We start from the raw sequence: 19,184 nt of genomic DNA, 5'->3' as shown, positions 1-19,184 counted from the left end.
CAGGTTTTGATTAATCAATTATTTGATGGTAAATCGGCCTACGCTGTATGAGTACAATAGCGATCGCGCCCATTAAGTTTGGCATTGTACAGGGCTTGATCGGCGGAAAGGATAAGTGTATGTGGCTTGATGTCACAAGTGGGTATAACAGAACTAATACCCAAACTAACAGTGATGATATCCTTGATATCAGACTGTGCATGAGGAATAGCTTGATTGTGAATTGCTTGTTGAATACTTTGTGCTACTGTGATCGCTCCCGCTAAGTCAGTATTGGGGAGGAGTACCGAAAATTCTTCTCCTCCATAACGCGCTACTAAATCAGCCGGACGATGAACTGTCTGTTGCATTGTTTGCGCTATTCTGATTAGACAATCATCGCCTCCCAGATGGCCATAGTAGTCGTTGTAAGCCTTGAATTTATCAACATCCAATAAAACCAGTGATAGGGGTTGTTGTTCTCGTGTGAGGCGTTTCCATTCTGCTTGCAGTCGGATATCGAAGCAGCGACGGTTAGCCACCTGAGTCAAACCATCTAGATTTACCAGTTGTTCTAGTTTCTGATTTGCATCTTCTGCTTTTTCTTTAGCAATTACTAACTCTGCTGTTCTCTCCTGTACCCTGTGTTCCAAAGTTTCAAAAGATGTTTGTAACTGAAGTGCCATGTTATTAAACGATTTTGCCAATTGACCTATTTCGTCTTTTGAGCTGATTTTGGCGCGGATATCTAAGTTACCTGCGGTAAACAGGAAAACTATATTGGTAAGGTAGATTATTGGTTTTGTTAGCAGTTGTCCAATAGCAAAAGCGATGATTGTCACTACTGAAGCAATAAATGCAAATAGAAACATTGCGTCACGAATTTGCTTTTCTACAGGTGCGAGGGCAACAGCAACGGGCTGCGCGAACAACACTGACCAAGGTTGATATTTTAAACGAGCGATCGCAATCAGATTAACCTGATTACCAGTTCCTTTTAAAGATGCAATTAAATACGGGTTTTTATTATCCAAGGCTTGCTTAAGTTTTGACTCATTAGTTGCCAATTCTTTAACAGGATAATTACGCAAACGCCCTTCTCGTTGTAGTTTATTTACAACATCTAAAGGCAGGGGTACAATTGATTTAAAAAGTAGTTTTGGTGCAGTACTATGTGCCAGATAAATATTATTTTCATCTAAAAGAATAGCAAATGACTTTTCTCCAGCCCGTTCAGTTTGTCGAGTTACTAACTGCTGGACAACAGTAGCATTGTATGAAACACGCAATACACCTAATATATCTCCCTTAGCATTGCGAACCGGACTGCTAAAAAACAGGGTAACAAGGTCAGGAATTATTAGCGATCGCTTCATGCTAGAAACAAAGGATAACTCAGTTTGCAGTGGTTTGTTAAAATAATCTTGAACTGATTCATCTTTGCTGATGTTCAGTGTACGTGTATCTAATACATTTTTCCCCTTTAAGTCGAGCAAAGCATAAGAGATAATATTCAGCATATCTTTGCGACTGAGACGGATTAATGTTTCCGTGGCCAATTGCATTTCGGGGCTGTCATCTCGCTGTTTTGGAGTTAGGCTGAGGTAGGATGCCAAACCTGGTAAAAGTGCCTCTACACGCACGGCATTGAGATTTGCATCAATAAAAGCATCTATTCTGTTACTGGTTTCGTTAGCCGCCGCAGATAGGGCTTGTCTAGCGTTGTCAGTTAGTGCTTTTTCAGTTGTCTGTTTGTTGATAAATGCCAATAACAGCAATGGAATCAAAGCAACAATAAGAAAACAAGCAATCAACTTTGTCCGGATGCCGCCCAAAAGAGAGTGCTGCATGGCTTTAAGCTAGGAGGCAGGTTTTAAGAAGGAAGAGTTAAACAAAGTTTTTAGCTCAGGAATGCGTGTCACGTTTCCAGCGCGAATAAAAAAATCTTCATATATCTTGGCAGTTTTGTAGATGGAGTTAGGGTTGCTAGATTGAAATAAGTTTTGATTTTCACCTAAATCAGTTAAGTTTACTCCATCCAGAGAGATTGTATTGCTAGGAATTTTTAACGCTTTGCTGATGATAGTGTTTCCTTCTTGAACATTTGCTTTCCAGTAGGCCGAGGCTTGCAGCCATCCTCGCACAAATGCACGAATGTCTTCGGGGCGATCGCGGACTGTATCACCGCGAAAAACAATCATATCTATAATCAAGCCAGGAGTTTGTTTGCTGGTAAATATGATATGTCCTCCTAATTTAATAATTTGAGAAAGATGAGGTTCCCAAGTGTGTCCGGCTTGAATAACATTATTTTTCAGTCCTTGAGGAATTTCTAAAGCCTCTAATTTAACCAAATTCACATCATCGCTGGTTAAGTTGGCACTTTTCAACATCTCAGTCACGAAAACTTCGCTAAAACCGCCTAGATTTGCGCCTAATTTTTTGCCTTTCAAGTCAGCGACGGTTTTAATTTGTGGTTGGGCGACTACTACATCTGCTCCTGTTGATTCATCTATAACTAGCACGCCTTGTATATCTGGATTTGTGGTACTCAATATGATAATACTTCCTAAAGATAATGAAATACCGTCATAGTTACCTGCACTGAACTTTGCTTGTTCCAATTTGTTGTATAGTTTATAAATTATTTCCACATCTACACCTTGGGCTTTGAAGAATCCTTTTTCTTGAGCAATGATACCTGGATACTCCCCAACAAAAGATCCAAATTGTACTTTCAAGGGAGGACGTTTGAATTCGGTCGGTGCCCAAAGGTGACAAGCAAATAGTAAACAGATGGTAATGAGAAAAATACTAAGGTTTCTAAGTAGTGTCAACATTTATTGAGTAGCAAATATTGCTTAATATTTAATTCGCATCTAATAATTTTTCTCATTTCTTATAATCGAGAGATTATTACCTTTTTCTCATTTTTCAGCAACTCCTATTTGTTTAGTTTTTTCTATCAATTCGTAAGTCCTATATTTGCTTAACGGTCTTAACTGTCTTATCTGTCCTTGCGTTTTTCTAATGAAGCTGAGAATATAAAGGTAGGATAAGTCTCAATACTGTTCGGTTAAGGCAAGAGACGCGATTTATTGCCGTCTTTACAATAATCAGTCCTTCGTCCTAACGGCGATCTATTGCGGATTTTGGATCTATATATTGTCATCAAATAACCTTAACCAAAGCGTATTGCCATAAGTCCTGCTTAGTAGCCTTCATCTCTAACCTAAAAGACATTCATCCGTCAAACTTTTTTAAATTGTGAGTGCTTCATTTTGAGGTTTTCGGCATTATCCTGATAAACTTGAGACCTCATTGGAATTTCTGAATTATGAAAAATCCTACCCATAAAGAGATAGAGTTTTGGTCATCAGAAATAGGGTATATGGCATGGAGAAGAAGCACCAATGCCTCAAGTTAGGGGCGGCTATCCTTCTCCAGCCACTCAAGGGGATAGAGTTTAGCGCCGATTTTCTATTAATTTAGTATAAGTTCTACTTGATTTTGAGATTAAAATATCGTGACAAACAACTTAAATATCCAATCAGTTCTAACGTTTGATGGTCAAGATGATTACATAGATTTTGGCAAGAATGATATTGGTGGTGTCTTTGCTCAAGGGAGTTCGGTCTTTACGATTTTAGGATGGGTGAATCCTCATAGCCTAAGCAATAAAGCTACTACTTATGGAACACGCAATGTTTTTTTTGCTCGTTCTTCAGATAGATATAGTGATAATTTTGAGTTCGGCATCAGTGAAGCAGGGAATCTAGATGTCTACATTGATGAAGATGTTGACAATGTTATCAAAACCTTTGGCAATGGAGAATTAACTATCAGACAATGGCACTTCTTTGCCATTGTTTTTAATAGTGGTCAACTGACTATATATCTTGATGAGCATCAATATAATGGATCTTTGGCAGGTTCCTTTTTAAACAAAGCAACTAGTCGTGTGACGCTTGGGGCAACTTTACACAACCAGATATATTTTACAGGACAATTGGCTAACATTAGCGTTTGGAATTATCCCTGCTCGCAGGTAGATATCCACAGGTATCGCTATCAGCGTCTAGTGGGAAATGAACCAGGATTAGTAGCTTACTGGGCATTAAACGAAGGACAAGGGACAACTGTTCAAGACCAGAGTGGAAATGGTCATAATGGAACCTTACGTGGTAATCCTAGTTGGGATTTAACACAAATTACATTTGCGATCGCTCAGTCGTCAGCTGAAGACGAAGAAAAAAACCAGACAGTTGCAGAGGACAATCCTGTGGTGACGCTATCTGGTAGTGAAGATTTAGCCCAAGAAGAAGTACCGAAAGAGTCTCCCGACTTGAGCGAACTGTCTGTTGAGGTTCTTAATGTTGAGGTTCTTAACGTCGAAGTAACTACTATCGACGAAGCCGAATTGCAAGCAGAATCCGTTGAGGTTCCTCCCATTGAAGAAACTGACGTTGCTCCAACTCCTATTGTGGCAGCAACGACAACAGGAGTTGGGAAGGGAAAAAAAGGGACAAAGAAACAAAGCGAAAAATCTGCCAACATTCAAACCCCTGTAACTCCCCAAGCAAAGCAGCCAGAGAAAACCGAAAAAATCCTAAATAGTGAAAGCGATGTACCAGAGATATTAACTCAACAGCGATCGCAAAAAACTATAAATCCGAAAGCTAACCCCAAATATAAAATACTTGCCATAGATGGAGGTGGTATTCGGGGTATTATCCCAGCGCTGATTTTAGCAGAAATAGAAAGGCGGACACAAAAGCCAATTTTTAGCTTGTTTGATTTAATTTCTGGCACTTCAACCGGAGGAATTCTCGCACTCGGACTAACTAAACCCCGATTGAATTCAGATTTATCTGACAACTTACCAGTCGCCCAATACAGTGCAGAGGATCTTCTGCAAATATATCTTGAGTATGGGGCTGAAATCTTTTATGAGCCATTCTTTGAAAGAATACTGGGTGATTTAGAAGATATCTTTGTTCAGCCTAAATATTCTTCTGAGGGAAGAGAGGAAATTTTAAGGCAATATTTTGGCGATAGCCTTCTAGAAAATAATCTTAAAGAAGTTTTCGTAACTAGCTATGATATAGAGCAGCGAATTCCCGTATTCTTTACAAACAAAATTGAAAAACAACAGACGGTATCTAGAAGCTTTCGCAAGTTATGTTCCGGTATTACACTCGCAGATGCAGCACTTGCAACTAGCGCGACTCCGACTTATTTTGCCCCCCATCGGGTTCCTACTTCTAATAATATCAACGGGTTTTATGCTTTAGTTGATGGCGGAGTGGTAGCTAATAATCCAGCAAATTTGGCTATTGTAGAAGCGCAAATTAGTAGACAAGAGAAAAAACAACTCCTCAATACAGAAGATATTTTAGTAGTTTCATTAGGTACTGGTTCCCTGACAAGTGTCTATCCTTATAAGGAAGTCAAAAAATGGGGACTATTGCAATGGGGAAGACCTCTTTTAAATATTGTGCTTGATGGTGGTAGCGAAGTGGTTGCGGGAGAATTGGAACGGTTATTTGAGTCTAGTAGCAAAGAAACGAAAAGTTCTTATTATCGGTTTCAAACATTCTTACCCCAAGAACTGGAAGCAATTGATAATGTCAAACTAGAAAATATTCGCCAGCTACAAGCATTAGCCCATAAACTGATTGCAGAAAAAAGTCAACAAATTGATGAGTTGTGTAGTATTTTGTCAAATTAATTGCGTAGGTTAAAGACTCTTGATTTTCTCTTAGAGGATGTTTGAAAAGTCCTTTTCTTAGTAGCAAAATGTTTTAGATCCCCCTAAATCCACGCCACGTGCTTCAAGTCGGGGAACCCGCCCAACGCAGTGGCTCCCCTTAAAAAGGGGGACTTTGATTCCAGTTCCCCCCTTTTTAAGGGGGGTTAGGGGGGATCAACAAGTGCCTAAAATCACAGCTAAATACTTTTCAAACAATCTCTTAGAGACTTCCAAGTTAAAAAATCTCCCAAAACTGACACAAAAATCCTGACTTTGACAGGGGGAACTGAATTAGCGCAGTTAGTCAACTCTCGTTTAGCAACGGTTGCTCGACGCTATCAATTAGCGATGGGAGTTGCTTCGCAACGAATTGTGATTGAACAGCCTCATTTAGCCCCTACTTTTGCCGTGCGTTCCTTTGCTCCTGATATTCTGTAGTTAGCTGCGATCGCCACGCCACTATTTGGAATGAAAGTATAATTTATAGCTAATTAGAGAATTATTTTTTAAGTAAAAGCAATCACAAATATCTGAAAGATATAAAGAATGCTAAGTAACATAGGAATTACACTTGATATAGAGTGTAAAAATATTAAAGAAAGAAATTTTCTTTTTATAGTGCTTATGGATTTAATAGTTGAAGATTTAGCCGCAATTGATGATAAACTTTCGCAGCGTCATATTGACCTCGATCCGGGTGGGTATTTTATCATTTACTTGGATAAAGACGCACGGTTAATTTATGCCAAGCATTTTACAAATGTGATTGATGAGCGTGGTTTAGCTATTGATCCAGAAACAGGGAAGGTAATTCCGGCGCGAAAAAAGGTAGAACGAACTTACACAACGGTTTTTAGCGCCAGAACGGCGAAAGAACTTTGCGTGAAAATTTTTGAAGAAACTCAGCCCTCTCCTGTAACTCAATTAGATCATGCAGCTTATTTAGGTCGAGAATTTGTTCGGGCTGAGGTGGCTTTAGTAACAGAACAAGACTATATTCAGGATTAAGCCAATTTTAGATTTTTATAGGACTTACGCAAAATCATGAAAAAACGAACCGCAAATGACGCAAAGGACACAAAGAAATAAGAGTTTCAGAGAGTTTTTGCGTAAGTCCTATTTTAATTTTGGATTTTTCCTTCAATCTAAAATCTAAAATCTAAAATTGAATGACTCCCAACTCTCCCATTACCCATTAGATGATGGCTGATTTATCTGATAAATGTAGTAAGTCGCCATTGGGATAACGGTGGCGGCAATTAACAATCCTACAACCCAAGCAGTAGCATTACCTTGGTTGGTTTCTTCTGCTTTCTTATAAGTACCTTCTACCTGCACATTGTCAGTGATTTGGGGTGGGCCTGGATCGGCTTTTCCAGAGAGGACTGCTACAAGGCGATCGCTTGCATCTAAAAATGCCTGGTTATATTTGTTACCATTACGTAACGGCACACTTACCGTTTCAGTCGCTACACTCTCGGCAATAGAGTCAGTGAGTAAAGGCTTGACTTGATCCCCAGTAATAATGGCAGTGCCATTGGTAACTGTATCAATAACCAATAAAGTTTGATTAGCTTGGGCTTCTTTTGTGGGAAACCATTTTTTAAACAACTCTTTGGTGAAGCTTTCTGGTGTTTCACCGTAGTCGAGACGGCGAACAGTAACAATTCTCACTTCCTGATCTGTTTGCTTTGCCAAATCCTCGAAAGTGCTGCTAATCTTACCTTCATTTAAACGGCTGATGACATCAGCTTGATCCAACACCCAAGTCTTATTTCCTGCTGTGAGGTTGGGTATTTGATCCACGCCTGTGGCTAAAGCTGGCGTGGTAAACAGCGAAACTGCTAGAATAACCGTCACCAATGGTAAAATTAGCCGGATGAGATGTTTTTGACTGTTAAATACTTGTTTGAGGAGCTGTTTCATCGTGTGATCCCTAAGACAGACTTGCACCAAAAATACTACAGAACCAGTGCAAAAATCACCTGGTTCACAGTTTTCTCCAGTATGAAATTTCTGCTACTGCCAGCAGATATGTATTTTACAGGATTTTTTTGATTGCATAAACTTGTTCTGAGGGCAGTTGCAAGCATTACAGCAGATTGCGAGTTGGTGAGGTACAAAAATACCCCACCCTAACCCTCCCCTTATAAAGGGGCTACGGTGTACACACAAGTCTTTTAGAGTTGCCCCACAGCTTTAGATCCCCCCTAACCCCCCTTAAAAAAGGGGGGGACTAGAATCAAAGTCCCCCTTTATAAGGGGGATTTAGGGGGATCTTCAACGATTTTGGTTTTGTACAGAGATGTGTGTACACCGTAGTTATAAAGGGGAGGGAACTAGATTTCTTAATCCCCCCAATATATCGGGGGGATTAAGGGGGGTAATTCACCGTAGCCCCAAGCATTACTTCATTTACTTGCAAAGTGCTGTAACTTGACAAGAAATACCGCCCCTTTTGAGAATTAACCCAAATGTTTAGGGCGGAATTTGCAAACCATCTAGAAATAATATCGTATAATCAATATTTTTGGCAGAATCAAGCATAATTTTTCATATCTGCAAATAGCTTTTGATGCTGTACCCCTTGATGGGTGATATCTGCATTTTTTTGAAATTTTAGCCTATATGCAAGTAAGTAGTCAGACAGAATTAATTACACAACATCATTAGAAATGACGCAATTGCAAGCCTTTAGGATTGCTTTACTTTATTTTATTACCCTCGCAATGACTGTAAATATTTTCGTCTACCTACTTATAATATATAGATGACTATAATTTTAACTAACGACGATGGTATTGATGCCCCTGGTATAAAAGCTCTCATCAAAGCTGTAAAAGGCAAAAATGTTATTATTGCTGCTCCTGCTGATCATCAATCTGGCTGCGGACATCAAGTAACCACTACTCGCGCCATCAACCTCCAACGACGTTCTGAGACAGAATATGCGATCGCAGGGACTCCCGCCGATTGCGTGAGAATTGCAATAACACAAATCACCGCAGATGTCAATTTTGTGCTTTCAGGGATCAATGCTGGGGGAAACTTGGGAGTTGATGCCTACATTTCTGGTACTGTGGCTGCTGTGCGGGAAGCCGCAATGCACGGTATTCCCGGAATTGCTATTTCCCACTATCGCAAAGCCAAGCAGAATTTTGATTGGGATTTGGCCGCCAAATTAACAGCTGAAGTTTTAGCAGACTTACTCAAGCGTCCCCTAGAATCGGGAAGCTTCTGGAATGTAAATCTACCGCATTTGCAACCAGGAGAGGCAGAACCTGAAGTAGTGTTTTGCCAAGCCTGTACCAAACCTTTACCCGTAAACTATCGAGTTGAAGGCGATGATTTTTATTATGTAGGGGAATATGGCAAACGCGATCGCACTCCTGGTAGCGATGTGGATGTATGTTTTTCCGGCAATATCGCGGTAACACAGTTAAGGGTTTGAAGATTTAATCTAAAATCCCAAATTGCGATTATTTATCTAATGAGTGTTCCAAAAAATAAATGATCCAAAACCCGTCATTGCGAGCGAAGCGAAGCAATCCCAAGGGCTGTGATTGCTTCGCTTCGCTCGCAATGACAATTGGGCATTTTTTTACTTGGAGTACTCTAATGCTTATCTAATGCTTGAAAGCGAATAGATGACATTACTGTAAAGTGACCTTTTAAGGAGTATTTATGTCACAGTTGGAGCAAGCAGTGCCAGACACCTTTGTAACCACCAGCTTAGAAAATCTTCCTAATATTTTCGACCAGGTTGAGGCTTTAGCCAAGGACTTTGCCACCCGTGCAGGGGTACACGACAAAGACGGTTCTTTTCCCTTTGAAAATTTTACAGCTTTGCATAAAGCAGGATTACTCAGTCTCACCATTCCACGGGAATTAGGTGGTGAGGGTTTAGGGCTGGCAACTATCTGCCGAGTGATTGAAGGGATAGCGCGTGGGGATGCTTCAACTGCGCTAGTATTGACCATGCACTATCTTCAACATGCCAATGCAGCCCGTAGCCGTCGCTGGCATCCAGAGGTATATAAACGCCTGTGTCGTGAATCAATCGAAGGCATTGCCCTGATCAATGCGGCCCGTGTCGAACCAGAGTTAGGAACACCAGCTAGAGGTGGATTACCTGCCACAATTGCCGAACGGACAAAAGAGGGTTGGCGTTTAACAGGCCATAAGCAATACACCACGGGTAGTCCCATTCTCAGTTACTTTGTTGTTTGGGCGCTGACAACTGAGGATGCACCCCAAGTTGGCAATTTTCTAGTTCCGCGCGATTTACCTGGTTTGCAAATTGTCGAAACCTGGGATCACTTGGGGATGAGGGCTACAGGTAGCCACGATCTGATTTTGGAAAATGTATTAATTCCCTTAGAGTATGCCCTAAATATCAATCCCATATCTGCTGTGCCATCCTTTGATCCACTGATTTCCACTTGGGGCAGTTTGACCATCAGTGCGTTATATCTTGGTGTTGCGACTAGTGCGCGAGACTGGCTTGTTAAATATCTGTGGGAGCGATCGCCTTCTAATCTCAAAGAGCCATTGGCAACTTTACCACGCTTTCAAACTGCCGTGGGTGAGATAGAAGCATTGCTGTTTGCTAACAATAGATTAATTTATAGTTTGGCTGAAGATATCGATCGGCGCGAGTATGAGTCCAGCGTAGGATTACAGTCACAAGCTGTTAAATATCTCACCACAACTAACTCAATTCGTGCTGTGGAGATTGCCTTAGAATTGACTGGTAATCCTGGGATGTTAAAAAAGAATCCTTTAGAGCGACACTATCGTGACGTTCTATGCAGCCGTATTCATACACCGCAAAATGATGTTATTTGTCAGTCATTAGGGAAGTCGGTGCTGAAAGTCAAGTGATTGGCGAGTCAGGGGGTAGGGGGCAGGGGGCAGGGGCAGGGGGCAGGGAGAATTAATTTAACAAGTTTCTTTCCCAATGCCCAATGCCCAATCAGTATCCTGCTTTCTTGTCTACGATGTTCCGTAAGGGCTTGCCAGTTTGGTAGCGTTTAAGATTGTCGATAAACAGTTGTGCTATGCGCTCTCTCAAGCGTGGCGAAAGGGCTGAACAATGGGGTGTAATAAAGGCGTTTGGCAACGACCATAAGGGACTTTCCGGTGGTAGAGGTTCTGTAGCCATAGTATCTAATCCAGCACCAGCAATCCATCCTTCACGTAGTGCAGTGAGCAATGCGGCTTCATCCACGATCGCACCACGAGCAATATTAATTAGGTAAGCAGACTGACGCATAGAGCGCAATGCAGCTTCATCGATCAAGCCTTTAGTTTCTGGAGTTAGTGGCGTAGCAATTACTACATAGTCGGCTGCTGGCAGGAGCGATCGCCATTCATCAGCACCTACAATCTTGTCAAAATTTGGTAGGGGTTCGGGATGACGGCGACTACCCCAAACTTTAACACCAAAGGCTTGAGCGCGAGCCGCGATCGCTTGACCAATATTCCCAGTACCGAGAATTAATAAAGTCGCGTCTGCTAACTCTTCAAGAAATACACCTCTTACCCAAGTGTGTGCATCCTGCAAAGTTTGCAATTTCCGCAGATTCTTGGCGTGATACAGCATGAATGCCAGTACAAATTCCGAAATTGGAATCGCATGAACCCCTGCGCCATTAGTGAGAATAATATCCTTTTGCAAAAAATTTGGCGTGAGGATATGATTCACGCCAGCACTCGGCGACTGTTGCCAACGCAGCCTGGGCGCTGCTGTCAGCACTTTGTCAAGAGTAGAAGTTTTGAGGTAAAATCCGTTCACATAAACTTCTGCATCACTGGCATCACCATCAAGATTACCTTCACTATCCACCTCCACAACATCTATATCAGATGGTAGGTGTGGCTCAATATCAGCAATGAGATGATCGGGTAAAATTAGTTTGACCATTTGCTACTCCTTAATTCCATTTTGGATTTTTAATTTTGGATTGTGCAACCCAATCGTCAATACCTCTTCATTTTTAATTTTTAATTTTTAATTTTTAATTCTTTAGTATCCCGCTTCCTTATCTACTACATTTCGTAACGGCTGACCAGCTTGGTAACGCTTCAGATTGTCGATAAATAGTGCTATTGAACGCTGTTTACTTTTTGGTGAATGACCGGAAGTATGAGGTGTAATAAAGATATTTGGAAGTGACCACAAAGGACTTTCTGGTGGTAACGGTTCGGAATTAACTGTGTCTAATGCTGCACCTGCAATCCAACCTTGAGTGAGCGCTTTTATTAATGCCGATTCATCAACTACGCCACCGCGAGCAATATTAATTAGGTAAGCATGATTTGGCAGCGCTCGCAATACAGATTCATCAATAAATTCTTTGGTTTCTGGAGTTAGTGGTGTTGCAATCACTACATAATCAACCTCTGGGAGGAGCGATCGCCATTCATCAGCACCCACTACTCTATCAAAATTTGGTAGCTCTTGGGGATGACGGCGACTGCCAATAATTCTTAAGCCGAAGGGTTTAGCACGGGCAGCGATTTCTTGACCGATACCACCAGCACCGATAATTAGCAAAGTCGCATCTGTCAACTCTTCGATAGCAAAGCCTCTTTTCCAGTGACGTTCTGCCTGTAAAGCATATAATTCTGGCAGGTGTTTGGCATGAGCCAGTATATAAGCGATCACAAATTCTGCGATCGGAATTCCATGTACTCCAGCCCCATTTGTGAGGATAATATCTCTTTCCAAATAAGTTGGTGTCAAGATGTGATTCACACCTGCATTTGGTGCATGATGCCAACGCAATGTAGGTGCTGCTGCTATTATTTTATGGAGCGTCGGACTTCTAGATAAAAACCAACTGAAATAAACTTCAGCATCGCTAGCATCCCCATCTAAATTTCCTTCAATATCTACCCTAACAACCTCTGTATCAGGCGGTAGATGAGGCTCAATGTCAGCAACCAAATCGAGTGGCAAAATGAGCTTCATTGTAGATTACCTCTTCTTTCTTTACAGGATTATCTCTGGAAATTGCCTCTGTTTTATAAAAAACTGAGTGCCATTTTTTCTTGGTATAAATTATGATATTTAGTAAGAATTTAGCTCTTTTTACTTAATCTTTAAATACATAAGCTCCAGATCAAAATATTGATTATTAAATTTATACGCCATTTTCTCTAATCCATATATTTGGAAACCCAACGATAAATAAAGTTGTTTTGCGAAGAAATTATTTTGAACAATATCAAGCAATAATATTTCTATCTCAATAATAGTTTTTGCTCTTTCAATTAATTCATTTAGTAATAATTTACCTATACGTTTTCCTCGATATTCTTCTTGAACATACATACTACTAATATATGCTTTATGCCTGAGTTTTATTCTTGATTCTTGGTGAAATGCGACTATTGCAATTAACTCTTTATCCTCAAAGCAGCCCAAAATAAAGTTGTTGTTATCTATTGAGATTCTATCCCGAAATTGTTCTATCGTCTTAATTGCTTCTTCTTGATATGTTGTACCAAATGAATCTGGATTTCTATATAAAGCTTCTAATCTGATCTGTCTATAATTTTCTGCATCATACCTTGTTAATTCTTTAATTATCATTAGATTAATTAGAAATAATAGATATTTATTGTTTATTTTTAATAAAATAATATAAATTAATAGTTATTATGTTCTTGTTTATCTAAGTTGTGAATATAGAGAAAGCACCCAGAGCCGCATAGAGGTATTTTGAGTGTTAAAAATATTTTTTGATTGCTATAGCTGTTTTTTAAGAGGAAGTTATAATCTCGAAGTAGCCTATTTACCACGGCTACCTCAAGCATCACATTAATCAACTAAGCAAAGCTCAATATTAACTACTCAACTGCAATAATTGGTTGTTTGGCTGATTACTTTCATTGTTCATTACTCGCTGGAGAACTGCTTCTCTAATATTAATAAATACTTCGCTACTTCTATCTCGTGGGCGTGAAAGTTTCACAGGTAGATCGAGAGAAATTTGTCCTTCATCAATCACTATCACTCGGTCTGCCAAAGCTACAGCTTCTTCTACATCGTGAGTTACCAAAAACGCAGTAAATCTCCGCTCTTGCCACAGATTCTCAATCAAATTCTGCATTTCTTGGCGAGTTAGAGCATCTAATGCTCCCAAAGGTTCATCTAACAATAACAAACGGGGTTGACTGACTAACGCTCTTGCCAATGACACCCGTTGTCGTTGTCCACCAGATAAAACATAAGGCCACTCATCAGCCCTATCTTTGAGTCCGACTTTATTGAGTGCCCACAAAGCTTTTTCACGCCAATCGCCTTGTAGACCTAACCCTACGTTTTGGATAACGCGCTTCCACGGTAACAAACGAGGATCTTGAAACATTACTCTTACAGAGCCGCTGAGTCTACGCAGTGGTTCTCCATCCAATAGTATTCCACCTGAACTTGCTTTATCTAATCCTGATATAAGACGCAATAAAGTACTCTTACCACAACCGCTACGTCCGACAATAGCGACAAATTCACCTGGTTCAACTTCTAAATTCAGCGAATTTAAAACAGTTTTCTTACCAAAAGTCTTCGTCAAATCCAAAATACTTAGTTGCGTGCCCTGTATATTAGAACTCACTTGCAAAACCTCCTGTTTTTAGAGAAATTGAGATTTAATTATTTGGTGAAATATAGAACTTAGAATTCACCCTCAAAATTAATAGAAGTCAAAAGTTGAAAAGTTTTAATTTTAACTTTTGGCTAATTTGGTATTTATGACTTTTGATAATTGGGATTCCAAGCCAAAAATTTTGTTTCTAATCCTCTGGCAACAGCATCTGCTAATTTACCCAGCAGTGCATAGATCACAATACTCAAGACCACAACATCGGTTTGCATAAACTCGCGGGCATTCATTGCCATATAACCAAGTCCAGAATCTGCTGCGATCGTTTCTGCCACAATTAATGTCAGCCACATAATCCCCAAAGAAAAACGGACACCAACGAGAATCGAAGACAAGGCTCCTGGAAAAATGATTTGCCACAGAAGTTGCGGTGTTTTCAATCCATAGACTTTTCCCATTTCAATCAGTCCAGGATCAACACTACGAATACCATGAAATGTATTGAGATATAAAGGGAAAAATACCCCCATAGATACTAGAAATAATCTAGCTTGATCGCCAATACCAAACCAGAGAATTACCAACGGAATTAATGCCAAATTAGGGATAGTTCGGAGCATTTGCAGGGAACTATCTAATAACTTTTCTGCCACACGAGAAAAGCCATTGAGCAATCCTAAAGCGAACCCAATGCTGCCACCAACTATAAAACCAGATATTGCCCGCCCAGCACTAATTGCTATATTTTGAAACAGTTCTCCGGTGGAGCCTAGTTTAATTGCTGTAACGATTACGCCACTGGGGGCTGGTAAAATTCTGGTTGAGAGTAAACCAGTTCTGGAAGCTAATTCCCAAAGTAATAGAACTAGAACGGGCACAATCCAGGGAACTATTTTTTCAATTTGCGGGTTTTCTAATACCTCGCTCAGAGAGATATTATTGTCTCTTTTGCTGTGTTTAAAGGTAATAGTCATGGAATTTTAGATTTTGGATTTTGGATTTTATATCTACGCAAGTATGAATCTATAAGCATTGTCAAGACAATTCGTAATTTGCTCTTTAATTACGAATTATTCATGAAGCACTTGTTAGGTGTTTAGCAAATTTTTCAGTGGCAACGATTTCGCTAATAGTACTCAATACTGGTGGCGTTAGTGGTGTAGTTTCGCTCTGTAAAGGTAGGCGGGGAAATAATAATTCGGCGGTGCGATATGCTTCTTCTAAATGGGGATATCCAGAGAATACGAAAGTTTCTATCCCCAAATTGTGATATTCCAGCATCCTCGCGGCAACAGTGTCAGGATCTCCAACAAGGGCCGTACCAGCACCACCCCGCACCAAACCAATTCCTGTCCAGAGGTTGGGGCTAATCTCTAAGGCTTTTCGACTACCACTATGTAGTTGACTCATCCGCCGCTGTCCTTCAGAATCAGAATTAGCCAAGCTCTCTTGAGCTTTTGCGATCGCATCGTCATCAACATACTTAATTAGCTCATTGGCAGCATCCCAAGCCGCAGACTCGGTTTCTCGCACAATTACATGCAAGCGAATCCCAAAGCGGACTGTTCTACCTTGTTCAGCCGCTAGTCGCTTAACTTCAGCAATCTTTTGGGCAACTTGTTGTGGAGGTTCACCCCAAGTCAGGTAAACATCTATATGTTTAGCAGCAACCCGCTTCGCAGCAGCAGATGAACCACCAAACCATAAGGGTGGATAGGGTTTTTGTACTGGTGGGAATAAAAGCTTACCACCTTTGATATCTAGGTAATTTCCTTTGAAATCCACTGTTTCCCCACTGACCATACCCCGCCAAACTGTGAGAAATTCATCGGTTAAATCATAGCGATCGTCATGACCAAGATGTAAACCATCCCCAGCTAGTTGCACCGGATCTCCACCTGTCACTACATTAATCAATAATCTTCCTTTAGAAATCCGGTCAAATGTTGCTGCCATCCTAGCCGCAGCACCTGGAGAAGTAATTCCTGGGCGAATTGCCACAAGAAATTTCATCTGCTTGGTGACAGATATGAAAGCGGCAGCAGTTATCCAAGCATCCTCACAAGAATTACCTGTGGGTAACAATGCGCCCGTGTAACCTAAATTATCCACAGCTTGAGCAATTTGCTGCAAATAATCAGGTGTGGCAACACGAGAGCCAATATCTGTGCCTAAATACCGTCCGTCATGAGATCCAGTAGGAATAAACCAGAGAATTTGCATATTTATCAGGGCATGAGAGCAAAATATACGATTATCCGATCGAATTACCGTACTTTATAGTCAAAATTTTACCCGATATTATCTAAAAATCAAGCCTAATTTAACTATTAGTAAAAAAGGGCTACCAGAAGAACTAACTCCTTAGTTAGCAATTATGACAGCTTTATAGTCAGGATTGCTGTGTTGAAAAATACAAGTTACGCCTAATGTGAATTAGAAACGCCTCTTATCCTATGAGGGTTTCTATATTGTGGTAAAAATACAGTGCGCCTCCTGTAATAAGTAGTTGGAACCTAGAGAAAGATTGGATGTATACACAAAAACTCTAAAAAGCAAGGCTCTTCGGATAGATAAGAAAAAGCTTTTTACATAACTTTACTATTAAATTCATTTCCTGGAGTACTTGCTTTTTAGCGAAAACTGTGAAATGCTTTGTTATATCGTAAAATACGGTAAATCGATCAAGTTAAAGTTGTTTATAGAAAATAGTCTAATAACAACCTGTCTTAAAGAACCATTGGGCCTACTGATGAGCCGTCAAGTAGGCAGACAAACAGACTTCTGATATGAATGCTAGTGCGGCATCGGTGGGTTGAAGACTTGATGCTTAAGACTTTATCGATGAGGGAAATTGTAAATGCTGAAGACGTTAACAACCGATTTTGAACTCGACTTAGAAGCAGATGTGCTTGTGATTGGAGGTGGGCCAGCTGGAACTTGGGCAGCTTGGAGTGCTGCATCAAGTGGAGCTAGAGTTGTCCTCGTAGACAAAGGATATTGTGGTACGACTGGATGTGCTGCGGCATCTGGTAATGGTGTGTGGTATGTACCACCCGATCCAGAAGCACGAGAAACTGCAAAGGCGAGTCGGGAATCATTGGGTGGGTTTTTATCCGATCGCAGTTGGATGGATCGGGTACTCGATCAGACCTATGCAAACGTCAATCAGTTAGCAGAGTGGGGTTATCCCTTCCCTACCGACGATGAAGGCAAACCCTATCGGCGATCGCTCCAAGGGCCAGAGTACATGCGCCTGATGCGGCGGCAAATTCAACGCGCTGGAGTCAAGATTTTAGACAACAGCCCCGCCTTAGAACTACTGGTAGATGACGATGGTGCTGTTGCTGGTGCAACAGGTGTGAATCGTCAGACTGGTGAGAAATGGATAGTGCGATCGCAATCTACAATTATCGCCACAGGCGGCTGTGCGTTTCTCAGCAAAGCGTTAGGATGCAACGTCTTAACAGGGGATGGTTATTTAATGGCGGCAGAAGCAGGAGCCGAGATGTCTGGTATGGAATTTTCTAATGCTTACGGCATCTCCCCCGCCTTTTCTTCAGTTACCAAAACCCTGTTTTATAATTGGGCAACTTTCACCTACGAAGACGGTACTGTAATTCCGGGGGCAAGTTCTCATAGACGGTCAGTAATTGCCGAGACATTACTACAACAGCCAGTTTACGCCATCATAGACAAAGCAGCGGAATCAATGCGGGCATCTATGCGTCTAGCACAGCCCAACTTCTTTTTACCCTTTGACCGTGCAGGTATCGATCCATTTACTCAACGTTTTCCGGTGACTCTGCGCCTAGAAGGAACTGTGCGCGGCACGGGAGGAATTCGGATTGTAGATGAGAGTTGTAGTAGTTCTGTGCGGGGACTCTATGCGGCTGGAGATGCTGCTACACGTGAACTGATTTGTGGTGGATTTACGGGCGGTGGTAGTCACAACGCAGCTTGGGCAATCTCTTCTGGCTATTGGTCGGGGAAATCGGCTGCTGAATATAGCCGTAGTTTGGGAGAATACAAAACTCAACGACAAGTTAAGGGTGTTGGGGAGGTAGGATTACATAGTGGGAGCGATCGCTCTCAAACTTTGGCAACTGATGAAATTATTCAAGCAGTTCAAGCTGAAGTATTTCCTTATGAAAAGAATTATTTCCGTACAGAACAAGGCTTAACCGAGTCTTTGGGTAAGCTAAATCATCTTTGGCAAGAACTTCGCAGTAGTCGGGTAAAATCAGACAATGAGCTAATCCGGGCGCGAGAAGCTGCGGCGATGGTAGCCACAGCACGATGGATGTACAGCAGTGCCATTGAACGGAAAGAAACTCGTGGTATGCACAAACATCAAGATTATCCCGAACTTGATGCTAATCAGCAACATCACCTCATTAGTGGCGGATTAGATCGAGTCTGGGTGAAGACTCAGCCGCTACTTAAATCCAAAATCCAAAATCCAAAATCTAAAATAGGGGTGGCAGTGTGATTGAGTTGGTCAGCGAATCGCGGTGCATAAAATGTAATATCTGCGTGAATATTTGTCCAACCAATGTATTTGACAGAGTGCCTGATGCGCCACCAACCATTGCTCGACAGAGTGACTGCCAAACCTGTTATATGTGCGAATTGTATTGTCCAGTTGATGCTCTTTATGTAGCACCAGAAAGCGATGTGACGACTTCAGTCAACGAGGCGGAATTGGCAGAAGTGGGGCTACTGGGTAGTTATCGAGAAAAAATCGGTTGGGGACATAAGCGCACTTCAACAGCCAAAACGGATCAAACATTTCAAATTTTGAAGCAGATGAAATAGTGCGGCGGAGAAAAAAGTCATGC

At 41.1% G+C, this 19,184-nt stretch carries 16 protein-coding genes; 7 read left to right on the top strand and 9 right to left on the bottom strand.

Features of this window, described 5'->3' with window-relative positions; genetic code table 11:
* Positions 1-38 precede the first annotated feature (38 nt).
* Both GTQ43_RS26100 and GTQ43_RS26095 read right to left on the bottom strand, forming a co-directional pair.
* On the bottom strand, positions 39-1,829 hold the full coding sequence (locus tag GTQ43_RS26100; protein ID WP_265275598.1) for a diguanylate cyclase domain-containing protein: 1,791 nt from the start codon (positions 1,827-1,829) through the stop codon (positions 39-41).
* Positions 1,830-1,838: 9 nt separating this feature from the next.
* A complete protein-coding gene (locus GTQ43_RS26095) occupies positions 1,839-2,819 on the bottom strand; it encodes an ABC transporter substrate-binding protein (RefSeq protein ID WP_265275597.1) in 981 nt (326 codons plus the stop codon).
* A 686-nt stretch (positions 2,820-3,505) separates the two neighbouring features.
* On the opposite strand from GTQ43_RS26095, the gene GTQ43_RS26090 reads away from it, so the two are divergent.
* The 3 genes from GTQ43_RS26090 (at position 3,506) to GTQ43_RS26080 (ending at position 6,739) form a co-directional block, all read left to right on the top strand.
* Entirely contained in the window at positions 3,506-5,710 is a 2,205-nt protein-coding gene (locus tag GTQ43_RS26090) for a patatin-like phospholipase family protein (protein WP_265275596.1), read from the top strand.
* 294 nt (positions 5,711-6,004) lie between these two features.
* On the top strand, positions 6,005-6,169 hold the full coding sequence (locus GTQ43_RS26085; RefSeq protein WP_265275595.1) for a hypothetical protein: 165 nt from the start codon (positions 6,005-6,007) through the stop codon (positions 6,167-6,169).
* A 186-nt stretch (positions 6,170-6,355) separates the two neighbouring features.
* Complete coding sequence (locus GTQ43_RS26080) at positions 6,356-6,739, top strand: DUF4346 domain-containing protein (RefSeq protein ID WP_265275594.1); 384 nt, start codon at positions 6,356-6,358, stop codon at positions 6,737-6,739.
* 180 nt (positions 6,740-6,919) lie between these two features.
* On the opposite strand, the gene psb32 is transcribed toward GTQ43_RS26080, so the two are convergent.
* Positions 6,920-7,657: a photosystem II repair protein Psb32 gene (psb32, locus tag GTQ43_RS26075; RefSeq protein ID WP_265275593.1), complete on the bottom strand. Its 738-nt coding sequence runs from the start codon at positions 7,655-7,657 to the stop codon at positions 6,920-6,922.
* A gap of 844 nt (positions 7,658-8,501) precedes the next feature.
* Here psb32 and surE point away from each other — a divergent pair.
* Together surE and GTQ43_RS26065 are read left to right on the top strand one after the other, a co-directional pair.
* Entirely contained in the window at positions 8,502-9,182 is a 681-nt protein-coding gene (gene surE, locus GTQ43_RS26070) for a 5'/3'-nucleotidase SurE (RefSeq protein ID WP_265275592.1), read from the top strand.
* Between the two features lie 233 nt (positions 9,183-9,415).
* On the top strand, positions 9,416-10,615 hold the full coding sequence (locus GTQ43_RS26065) for an acyl-CoA dehydrogenase family protein (RefSeq protein ID WP_265275591.1): 1,200 nt from the start codon (positions 9,416-9,418) through the stop codon (positions 10,613-10,615).
* A gap of 91 nt (positions 10,616-10,706) precedes the next feature.
* On the opposite strand, the gene GTQ43_RS26060 is transcribed toward GTQ43_RS26065, so the two are convergent.
* From GTQ43_RS26060 to ssuD, 6 genes are all read right to left on the bottom strand, one after another.
* Complete coding sequence (locus GTQ43_RS26060) at positions 10,707-11,657, bottom strand: D-2-hydroxyacid dehydrogenase (RefSeq protein ID WP_265275590.1); 951 nt, start codon at positions 11,655-11,657, stop codon at positions 10,707-10,709.
* Positions 11,658-11,759: 102 nt separating this feature from the next.
* Positions 11,760-12,707 (bottom strand): D-2-hydroxyacid dehydrogenase, encoded by a 948-nt coding sequence (locus tag GTQ43_RS26055; protein ID WP_265275589.1) that lies wholly within the window; start codon positions 12,705-12,707, stop codon positions 11,760-11,762.
* Positions 12,708-12,827: 120 nt separating this feature from the next.
* On the bottom strand, positions 12,828-13,331 hold the full coding sequence (locus GTQ43_RS26050) for a GNAT family N-acetyltransferase (protein ID WP_265275588.1): 504 nt from the start codon (positions 13,329-13,331) through the stop codon (positions 12,828-12,830).
* Positions 13,332-13,584: 253 nt separating this feature from the next.
* On the bottom strand, positions 13,585-14,355 hold the full coding sequence (locus GTQ43_RS26045) for an ATP-binding cassette domain-containing protein (protein ID WP_265275587.1): 771 nt from the start codon (positions 14,353-14,355) through the stop codon (positions 13,585-13,587).
* 134 nt (positions 14,356-14,489) lie between these two features.
* The gene (gene ssuC / locus GTQ43_RS26040) at positions 14,490-15,317 is read right to left on the bottom strand and encodes an aliphatic sulfonate ABC transporter permease SsuC (protein ID WP_265275586.1); all 828 of its coding nucleotides are present in this window, start codon (positions 15,315-15,317) and stop codon (positions 14,490-14,492) included.
* Between the two features lie 100 nt (positions 15,318-15,417).
* Positions 15,418-16,566 carry an FMNH2-dependent alkanesulfonate monooxygenase gene (gene ssuD / locus GTQ43_RS26035; RefSeq protein ID WP_265275585.1) on the bottom strand — a complete coding sequence of 383 codons (1,149 nt, stop codon included), beginning with the start codon at positions 16,564-16,566 and terminating at the stop codon, positions 15,418-15,420.
* Positions 16,567-17,203: 637 nt separating this feature from the next.
* Here ssuD and GTQ43_RS26030 point away from each other — a divergent pair.
* The gene (locus GTQ43_RS26030; RefSeq protein WP_265275584.1) at positions 17,204-18,835 is read left to right on the top strand and encodes an FAD-binding protein; all 1,632 of its coding nucleotides are present in this window, start codon (positions 17,204-17,206) and stop codon (positions 18,833-18,835) included.
* Positions 18,832-19,161 carry a ferredoxin family protein gene (locus GTQ43_RS26025; protein ID WP_265275583.1) on the top strand — a complete coding sequence of 110 codons (330 nt, stop codon included), beginning with the start codon at positions 18,832-18,834 and terminating at the stop codon, positions 19,159-19,161. Before GTQ43_RS26030 ends, GTQ43_RS26025 begins: the two co-directional genes overlap by 4 nt.
* Positions 19,162-19,184 lie beyond the last annotated feature (23 nt).

Origin of the sequence: Nostoc sp. KVJ3 (assembly GCF_026127265.1) — a bacterium.
In the GTDB taxonomy this organism is placed as follows: Bacteria; Cyanobacteriota; Cyanobacteriia; order Cyanobacteriales; family Nostocaceae; genus Nostoc.
Note: the sequence above shows the minus strand (reverse complement) of the source record. Positions and strands in the feature narration are given on the sequence as shown.

Coding starts and splice junctions, on each gene's coding strand:
- GTQ43_RS26100 (WP_265275598.1), bottom strand. CDS start 1,829: ATGCAGCACTCTCTTTTGGGCGGCATCCGGACAAAGTTGATTGCTTGT.
- GTQ43_RS26095 (WP_265275597.1), bottom strand. CDS start 2,819: ATGTTGACACTACTTAGAAACCTTAGTATTTTTCTCATTACCATCTGT.
- GTQ43_RS26080 (WP_265275594.1), top strand. CDS start 6,356: ATGGATTTAATAGTTGAAGATTTAGCCGCAATTGATGATAAACTTTCG.
- psb32 (WP_265275593.1), bottom strand. CDS start 7,657: ATGAAACAGCTCCTCAAACAAGTATTTAACAGTCAAAAACATCTCATC.
- surE (WP_265275592.1), top strand. CDS start 8,502: ATGACTATAATTTTAACTAACGACGATGGTATTGATGCCCCTGGTATA.
- GTQ43_RS26065 (WP_265275591.1), top strand. CDS start 9,416: ATGTCACAGTTGGAGCAAGCAGTGCCAGACACCTTTGTAACCACCAGC.
- GTQ43_RS26060 (WP_265275590.1), bottom strand. CDS start 11,657: ATGGTCAAACTAATTTTACCCGATCATCTCATTGCTGATATTGAGCCA.
- GTQ43_RS26055 (WP_265275589.1), bottom strand. CDS start 12,707: ATGAAGCTCATTTTGCCACTCGATTTGGTTGCTGACATTGAGCCTCAT.
- GTQ43_RS26050 (WP_265275588.1), bottom strand. CDS start 13,331: ATGATAATTAAAGAATTAACAAGGTATGATGCAGAAAATTATAGACAG.
- ssuC (WP_265275586.1), bottom strand. CDS start 15,317: ATGACTATTACCTTTAAACACAGCAAAAGAGACAATAATATCTCTCTG.
- ssuD (WP_265275585.1), bottom strand. CDS start 16,566: ATGCAAATTCTCTGGTTTATTCCTACTGGATCTCATGACGGACGGTAT.
- GTQ43_RS26030 (WP_265275584.1), top strand. CDS start 17,204: ATGCTGAAGACGTTAACAACCGATTTTGAACTCGACTTAGAAGCAGAT.